The organism is Lentihominibacter faecis, assembly GCF_014306095.1.
Taxonomy (GTDB): Bacteria; Bacillota; Clostridia; order Peptostreptococcales; family Anaerovoracaceae; genus Lentihominibacter; species Lentihominibacter faecis.
Window position 1 is genome coordinate 20414 of the sequence record NZ_JACRWC010000058.1, and the last position, 7093, is coordinate 27506.

Here is a 7093-nt window from a genome sequence, read left to right on the forward strand (position 1 = left end):
AGTTATTTCTCTGCGGTATGATCCGGGCCTGGAAGTGCCGGATCTACGTACAATGTTTTATTATGAGTGAAAATGACCATGCCGGGTTTGGATCCGGCTGGTTTTTTTACGTATTTGACTCTGGTATAATCTACCGGAACGTTTTCGGAGCTGCTGCCTTTGCTGTGCCATGCTGCGATGGCTGCTGCCTCAAAGAGCTCTTCTTTTGATGGTTCCTGCCCTTCGGTGAAGAGGATCACGTGGGAGCCGGGGATGTCCTTGGTATGGAACCAGATGTCGGTAGAAGAGGCTTTTTTCAGCGTCAGCCAGTCGTTTTCCTTGTTGTTTCTTCCTGCAAAGACTCTTTTGCCTGAGGTCAGCGTATAGGCGTACGGTGATGGTTTGCTTGGCTTTTCCTTTGTGTTCCGGTTTTTTCGATAGCGAAGGAAACCGCTGTCGGTAAGTTCCTGACGGATCGTGCGAAGTTCTTCTACAGAGTGTGCTTTTTCTGTAAATTCCAGTACGGATTCCAGGTAGTCGATTTCCTGGGAAACTTCCTCCAGCTGGATCTTTTTTTCTTTTACCGCCGTTTTCGCCTTACCGTATTTTTTATAGTAAATCTGTGCATTTTTAGAGGGTGCGTACTTGGGATCCAGAGGGATCTTCACTTCGCTGCCGTCATAGTAGCTGATCACAGTTACAGAGGATGCCCCTGGCTTTACCTGGTGAAGATTCGCGGTAAGAAGTTCGCCGTAAAGCCGGTATTTATCCGAGTTCTCTGCACGATAAAGATCTTCGTTGAGTTTCTGTGTCTTGTGGCGAAGCCGGGAAAGATCACCGTTGATGATACGGATAAGATCGCCGGATTTCTGCTTTAACAGATTGGAAGATTCTCTATTCTGAAAATAGAATTCCGCGGCCTGACTGAATGTGTCAAAACTTTTCGCCGTGTAATCTGTTCCGTAGATGGAAAGATCCGTGATGTGAAAATCTACAGGCTTTCCAGCACCGTCCAGGTACACTACCGGTGTAAATGTATGCTCCCGGATCTCCTGAATAAGCTTTTGAAGCCGGGAATACACCGACGATGCAAATTCTTTTGCGGCATCAGAAGCACTTGGAAGATCGGATGCCAGAGTTTCTGCCAGTGCGGGAGAAAGTCCCTGTATACCGGAGAGCAGGCATCGCCCGGGCTGCAAAGGATCCGTAAGAAGCTGCAAAATCTCCTCCCGGGTGATTTTAGTAAATGGGATCTTTTTCTGGGCAGGGGGATATTCATAAAGCTTTCCCGGCAGGATCTGGCGGGCCCGGTTGACATCTATGGAAATATGTTTGATGCTGTCGATGATTTTGCCGCTGGTCATGTCCGTTAAGATGACATTGCTGTGTTTCCCCATGATTTCTATGATGAGCTTCTTGTTGACTGAGAATCCCATTTCATTGACGGTTTCCAGCAGGATCTCGATAATACGGTCGTTTTCGTGCTGCTGGATCTGTGTGATGCGACCGGCATTCAGGTGTTTGCGCATCACCATGCAAAATACCGGCGGGGACGCCGGGTTTTCAGGAACGGTTTCTGTCAGGTATGCACCGGCATGATTTCCGCTGACGGAAAGCAGCAGTTTTTTTCTGCCTGCTTTCGTGTGAATATTAAAAATCAGTTGCTCGGAATGAGGCTGATATATTTTTTCGATTTTTCCAAGTGTCAGATTCTGCTGCAGTTCCGATACAGCTGCAGCAGTTGCGACTCCGTCATATGACATTGCAACTTTCCTCCGTGGGTTATTCGTGGTATAATGAAATCATCTTATGATATCATAAATCTAGTAGAATGGGGAAAAAACATGATAAAAAGCATGACAGGATTTGGCAGGGGGGAATACTCGGACGGCAAACGAAATGTGACTGCAGAGATCAAAACTGTAAATCACCGATATTCTGATATTACCGTAAAGATGCCGAAGCGGTATTCCTTTGCAGAAGAACCGATCAAAGCTGTGATCCGGGAAAAACTGAGACGAGGGAAAGCAGAAGTCTCTATCGTCATCGAAAATATCACAGAAGAGGATGTGACTGTCAAGATGAGTTCTGCCATCGCACAGCAGTATATCACTAACCTGAGAGAGCTGCAGGCGACGTATGATCTGGATGGAACTATTGACATTTCACTGATAGCCTCGCTGCCGGACGTAATGAAAGCCGTTCCGGATGTAGAAAATGAAGAAGATGTGGCTGGCGTGATCACGCAGGCAGTGCGGATCGCCACGGAGAATCTGGATCGGATGCGCACTGTGGAAGGAGAAAAGCTTGCGGAGGATCTGAAAGCACGAGGTGAGCTGATCCGCGAGATCGTAAAGAAAATAGAAGTCAGGGCTCCCATGGTAGCAGAGGAATACAAGGATAAGCTGCAGAAAAGGATCCAGGACCTTTTGGGAGAGGCGGCTGTCGTGCCGGAAGAACGCATCCTGACGGAAGCAGCTATCTTTGCAGATAAAGCAAACATAACAGAAGAGCTGGTGCGACTGGACAGTCATATGATCCAGCTGAAAAATATCCTGGGAGGAAGCGAAGGACCGGTGGGTAAAAAACTCGACTTCCTGGTACAGGAAATGAACCGGGAAGCAAACACCATAGGATCCAAGGCCAATGATATGGAGATCACATCCCTCATGCTGGAGACAAAAAGTGAGATCGAAAAAATCAGGGAACAGGTACAAAATATAGAATAACAGTCAATATTTATCTTGATGATAAGGCATATAAGTGCTATAATAATCAATTAGACGAGTTAAGATATTGGATAGTTTTTGGAGTGTTTCAGGAGTATTCTTATGGCAAAAGGCAAGCTGTTTGTTATTTCAGGACCTTCCGGAGCGGGAAAAGGGACGATATGCAAGGAAATCTTTGATCAGGAGCGTAACATCGAACTTTCGGTGTCCATGACGACCCGCCAGCCGAGGCAAGGTGAAATCGATAAAGTGCATTACCATTTCGTGACGAAAAATGATTTCGATCAGCTCATTGAAGAGGACGGATTCATGGAGTATGCCAACGTATACGGCAATTATTATGGAACGCCGCGTGCGCAGGTGATGGAATGGCTGGAGCAGGGCATCGATGTTATCTTGGAAATCGACGTGCAGGGCGCTTTGCAGGTGCAGAAAAACTACGACGATGGTGTGTATATTTTCATTTTGCCGCCGTCTCTGGAAGAATTGAAGAAACGGATCCGGGGAAGAGGGTCAGAAACAGAGGAAACCATGGCCCGGCGTCTGGGAGAGGCTCTTCATGAAATCCACAATATCGACAAGTACGATTACAGGGTCATTAATGAAGATCTGGATACGGCCATTGACAGAGTGCGGGCGATCATTACCGCAGAGCAGTGCAAGATAAACGGGGAAGAGGTTGACTGGATCGTCAATAAGTATAAGGAGGATTTATAAATGTTATATCCATCTATTAACGAAATCAGAAAAAAAGTTGACAGCAGATATACGCTGGTGATTCTGGCTGCCAAGAGATCGAGAGATATCATTGACGGTATGCCGAAGCTGACTGAGGCAGATGTAGAAAAACCGGTATCCATCGCAGCAAACGAGATCGCAGAGGATCTGATCACGTACAGAGAAACTATGTAGGGGGAGTTCTGTACTGGTTTTGACAAAATGTTCGAAAAAATAACAAAGTGTTTTTGTGTGCGACAGAAAAGTTGGCCTTCTTGTGTAATAATAGTTATGCAAGGAGGTCTTTTTTATGAAAAAGAACATCATAGTGAAAAAGAACAGTGTTACCTATCAAATTCCCCCGCAAAACGTAGTATATATGGAGAAAGATCTGCGCAGGATCGTGATTCATCTTTCGGGAATGGCGAGCAGTGAACTGGTTGTCTATGGAAGTTTTCATGATCTGATCCCTAATCTGGATGAACGGTTTCTCTATTGTCACAGAAGCTATATCATCAATATGGATGAGATCATCATCATGTCTCATAACCAGATCCTTCTTTCTTCCAATGAAGGGATCTACTTCGGGAAAGACACTTATCGGAAGGCTCAGAAGACCTTTGAGGAATATATGCAGAGGAAGAGAAAAGAATTTTCGTAAAACACAATAAATCCGTTGAAATCATGGGGAAATTATAGTATAGTATTAACTGGTGTCGCATGTGCGTCGCCATAGTTTACAGTTTACACACGGCAGCGTCGGGAAAGCCGGTGCCTGGAAGCAGAATTCTGATGAAGAATGCTGACGGAAGGTTGCTTTCGATATGTGCTGCGGTGGAAGAAGAAAACCGAGAGGAGAAAAAACATGTCAGTAATTTCAATGAAACAGTTATTAGAAGCCGGTGTACATTTCGGACACCAGACAAGAAGATGGAACCCTAAAATGGCTCCTTATATCTTCACAGAAAGAAACGGAATCTATATCATCGACCTGCAGAAAACAGTAAAGAAGATCGATGAAGCATACAACTTCATGAGAGAAGTTGCAGCAAGCGGCAAGCCGGTTCTGTTCGTAGGGACAAAGAAGCAGGCTCAGGCAGCAATCTATGATGAAGCCAAGAGATGCGATATGTACTATGTAAATCAGAGATGGCTGGGCGGAATGCTTACAAACTACAAGACTATTTCCGGCAGAATCAAGAGACTTAATGACATCAAGGAAATGGAAGCAGACGGCACTTTCGAAAAACTGTCCAAGAAGGAAGTTATCAAGCTTAGACTGGAACTGGAAAAGTTAGAAAAGTTCCTGGGCGGTATCAAAGATATGAAGGGTATGCCGGGAGCAATCTTTATCGTAGACCCTAAGAAAGAAAAAATCGCTGTTAAGGAAGCAAGAATCCTGGGAATTCCTATCATCGGTATCGTAGATACAAACTGCGACCCGGACGATGTTGATTACATCATTCCTGCAAACGATGACGCGATCAGAGCGGTAAAACTGATCTCCGGATGCATGGCTGACGCTGTGATCGAAGGCAGACAGGGCGAAAGCTTTGATGAAGGCGAAGGCGGAGAATCTGCAGAAGCTGCAGAGGCAGAAGTTCCAGAAGAAGCTGCAGAAGAAAAAGCCGCTGAATAGTTGAAGACAATACAGGAGGAGATAAAATGGCTGTAACAGCAAAGATGGTAAAAGAACTGCGCGAAATGACAGGCGCAGGTATGATGGACTGCAAAAAAGCATTAGTGGAAACTGATGGCAACATTGAAGCTGCAGTTGATCTTTTAAAAGAAAAAGGACTTGCAAAGGCTGCTAAAAAGGCAGGAAGAGTTGCTGCGATGGGGCTGGTTAGAACAGCTATCGCTGCTGATGGTAAGAGTGCAGCTATCGTAGAAGTAAACTCTGAAACAGACTTTGTTGCGAAGAACGACGAGTTCGTAACTTTCGTAGAAACTCTGGCTCAGATGGCTCTGGAAAACGATGCAAAGGATATGGACGAATTCATGGCTCTGCCTTATGGAGACGAAGGCTCCGTACAGGATGTTCTGACAAATAAGATCGCTACTATCGGCGAAAATATGACGATCAGAAGATTTGAAAAAGTATCCGGAGAAGCTGTTGTTTCCTACATTCACGGCGGCAGAATCGGTGCTCTTATTGCAGGCAGTGTAGAAGCTGACGATGATGTGAAGGCAGCTTTAACAAACGTGGCAATGCAGGTTGCTGCAATGAATCCGCAGTATGTCAGCAGAAATGACATCTCCGATGAAGAACTGGCTAAAATGCATGACATCACGCTGGAAAGCGCACTGAACGATCCGTTCACACTTCCGAAGCCGATCTTAAATGCTTTATTAGATAAAGCTGTAGACGGCGTATGGGGTGATGAAGATGTTGCGATTTTAGAGGAAAAGAGAAACGATAAGAAGTTCAACTTCAATTATCTGCCAAACTTCCTTTCTGAAGATGCTAAGTCCAAGCTGGCAGAGATCGCAGTTGCTGACAAGGATTCCATTTCCGAAAACAAGATCTTCAAAGGTCTCGTAGAAGGACGTGTTTCCAAGCAGTTAAAGGATATCTGTCTTTTGGATCAGACTTACGTTAGAGCAGAGGACGGCAAGCAGACAGTGTCTCAGTACCTGGCTACGGTAAACAAGGATCTTTCCCTCGTTGCTGTAGTTCGTTTCGAAGTAGGTGAAGGCATCGAAAAGAAAGAAGAAGATTTCGCAGCTGAAGTAGCAGCACAGCAGGCAGCAGCAGCTAAGAAATAACGGATCTTAAAAAAGAACTGCAGAAACCCCTTTTTTGATGCCTACAACTCGTGAACGCGTGATTTATCATAAATTACCGTATTTTCCGCTAAATTTGGGAAAAAATTTGGGAAAAACTTGGGAAAGCATCTTTTCCCAAGTGCCGTTTGAAACTTCTCTTCTTTCTTCAAAGAAAAAGGTGAATTTCACATGTTTCTTCGATTTGGGAAAGATCGTGTTGTCCCAAATCTTGAAAAAGTGTATTCCCAAAAATCGCCTGAAAGCGTGTATTTTCATATGTATTCAGGGACTTGAAAATAATTACATGTGTTAATATAACTTATCATATTTTATCGCTATTTTCCTTGCAAAAATGGGAGTGTGATTTTTGTTTGCACATTTGCATGAAATCAGATCGCAGTATATGATAAAGAAAATTCAGGAAAGGATCGGTGGAGAGGATGATAAAGAAATACAGGATCAGGCTCACGGAAGATGAGCAGAACATCATAATAAACGGGCTGCTGAACTGGAGAAACCAGCTTATAAAAGAGGGAAAATATACAACTGATGCGATAGACGATCTCCTTCTGAAACTTCTTGACTGATCATCAGCAGGAGTACATATCTGCCTGAAAAGGGCATTACATAGCCATTCCAATACGGGAGTGGCTTTTTTTGTACCTGAAACAGGAGGATGATGAAATGAAAAAAGTAGGATTTACGATCGAGTTAGGAAAAACAGAAGATGAAAAAGAACGCGGTGAGAACTTCGTATCAGGGATAGAAGCTCTGGCCAGGATGACGGAGAAACGCCTTTCTGATGCAGTGAATGACGCAGGGCTGGAGTTCGATGCATATGTCGATGCCCTTGATGAGATCAGCAGCTATACCGATGAAGGAGACTATGAGCTGTCTCT

The 7093-nt window shown here is 44.6% G+C and carries 9 protein-coding genes; 8 read left to right on the top strand and 1 reads right to left on the bottom strand.

What is annotated here, in order from left to right; genetic code table 11:
- Nucleotides 1-2: 2 nt before the first annotated feature.
- Nucleotides 3-1742 (bottom strand): Rqc2 family fibronectin-binding protein, encoded by a 1740-nt coding sequence (locus H8876_RS04820; protein ID WP_249286765.1) that lies wholly within the window; start codon nt 1740-1742, stop codon nt 3-5.
- An 81-nt stretch (nt 1743-1823) separates the two neighbouring features.
- On the opposite strand from H8876_RS04820, the gene H8876_RS04825 reads away from it, so the two are divergent.
- The 8 genes from H8876_RS04825 to H8876_RS04860 form a co-directional block, all read left to right on the top strand.
- Nucleotides 1824-2708, top strand: coding sequence for a YicC/YloC family endoribonuclease (locus H8876_RS04825; RefSeq protein WP_249286766.1), 885 nt, complete (start codon nt 1824-1826; stop codon nt 2706-2708).
- 102 nt (nt 2709-2810) lie between these two features.
- Entirely contained in the window at nt 2811-3425 is a 615-nt protein-coding gene (gene gmk / locus H8876_RS04830; protein WP_249286767.1) for a guanylate kinase, read from the top strand.
- Nucleotides 3426-3620, top strand: coding sequence for a DNA-directed RNA polymerase subunit omega (rpoZ, locus tag H8876_RS04835; RefSeq protein WP_249286768.1), 195 nt, complete (start codon nt 3426-3428; stop codon nt 3618-3620).
- A gap of 115 nt (nt 3621-3735) precedes the next feature.
- Complete coding sequence (locus tag H8876_RS04840; RefSeq protein ID WP_249286769.1) at nt 3736-4086, top strand: LytTR family DNA-binding domain-containing protein; 351 nt, start codon at nt 3736-3738, stop codon at nt 4084-4086.
- A 204-nt stretch (nt 4087-4290) separates the two neighbouring features.
- Nucleotides 4291-5064 carry a 30S ribosomal protein S2 gene (rpsB, locus tag H8876_RS04845; protein ID WP_249286770.1) on the top strand — a complete coding sequence of 258 codons (774 nt, stop codon included), beginning with the start codon at nt 4291-4293 and terminating at the stop codon, nt 5062-5064.
- Between the two features lie 26 nt (nt 5065-5090).
- Complete coding sequence (gene tsf / locus H8876_RS04850; protein WP_249286771.1) at nt 5091-6194, top strand: translation elongation factor Ts; 1104 nt, start codon at nt 5091-5093, stop codon at nt 6192-6194.
- Nucleotides 6195-6634: 440 nt separating this feature from the next.
- A complete protein-coding gene (locus H8876_RS04855; RefSeq protein ID WP_199665596.1) occupies nt 6635-6781 on the top strand; it encodes a hypothetical protein in 147 nt (48 codons plus the stop codon).
- Nucleotides 6782-6878: 97 nt separating this feature from the next.
- A partial coding sequence (locus tag H8876_RS04860) for a hypothetical protein (protein ID WP_249286772.1) occupies nt 6879-7093 on the top strand: 215 nt, incomplete at its 3' end.